Raw genomic sequence first — 451 nt, forward strand, 5'->3', positions numbered from 1 at the left:
GCGCTCGCGGTCGCATTGGACGGCCTGCCCGGTGTGGGCCTGCCCGGTGTGCATGCCATCGCCTGCGATACCGACGGCATCGACGGCTCCGAAGACAACGCCGGCGCGCTGCTCGCGCCCGACACCCTGACCCGTGCCGCGGCGCGTGGACTGTCGGCGCGCGCGCACCTCGGCAATAACGACGGCTACGGATTCTTCGCCGGCCTGGACGACCTGATCGTCACCGGCCCGACCCGTACCAACGTCAATGATTTCCGCGCCATCCTGATTGTGTAAGTGTGCAATCCACGTTTTTGAACAATGGCACGCCCATCGCGGCGCGCCGCCCGAGATTGGAAGAGGAGACAAAATGAGACGCCAGCGCAAAGCCAAGATCGTTGCCACGCTCGGACCGGCCAGCACCGATATCGAGGTGATCCGGCAGTTGTTCGAGGCGGGAGCCGATGTGTTC

1 protein-coding gene is annotated in these 451 nt (G+C 65.2%); it reads left to right on the forward strand.

Annotation, left to right across the window (positions count from 1 at the left end; genetic code table 11):
• The coding region (locus AC1DQ3_RS36795; RefSeq protein WP_477124993.1) for an MOFRL family protein at positions 1-276 on the forward strand (276 nt) is incomplete at its 5' end.
• Positions 277-451 lie beyond the last annotated feature (175 nt).

The organism is Cupriavidus sp. 01T418, from assembly GCF_056398885.1.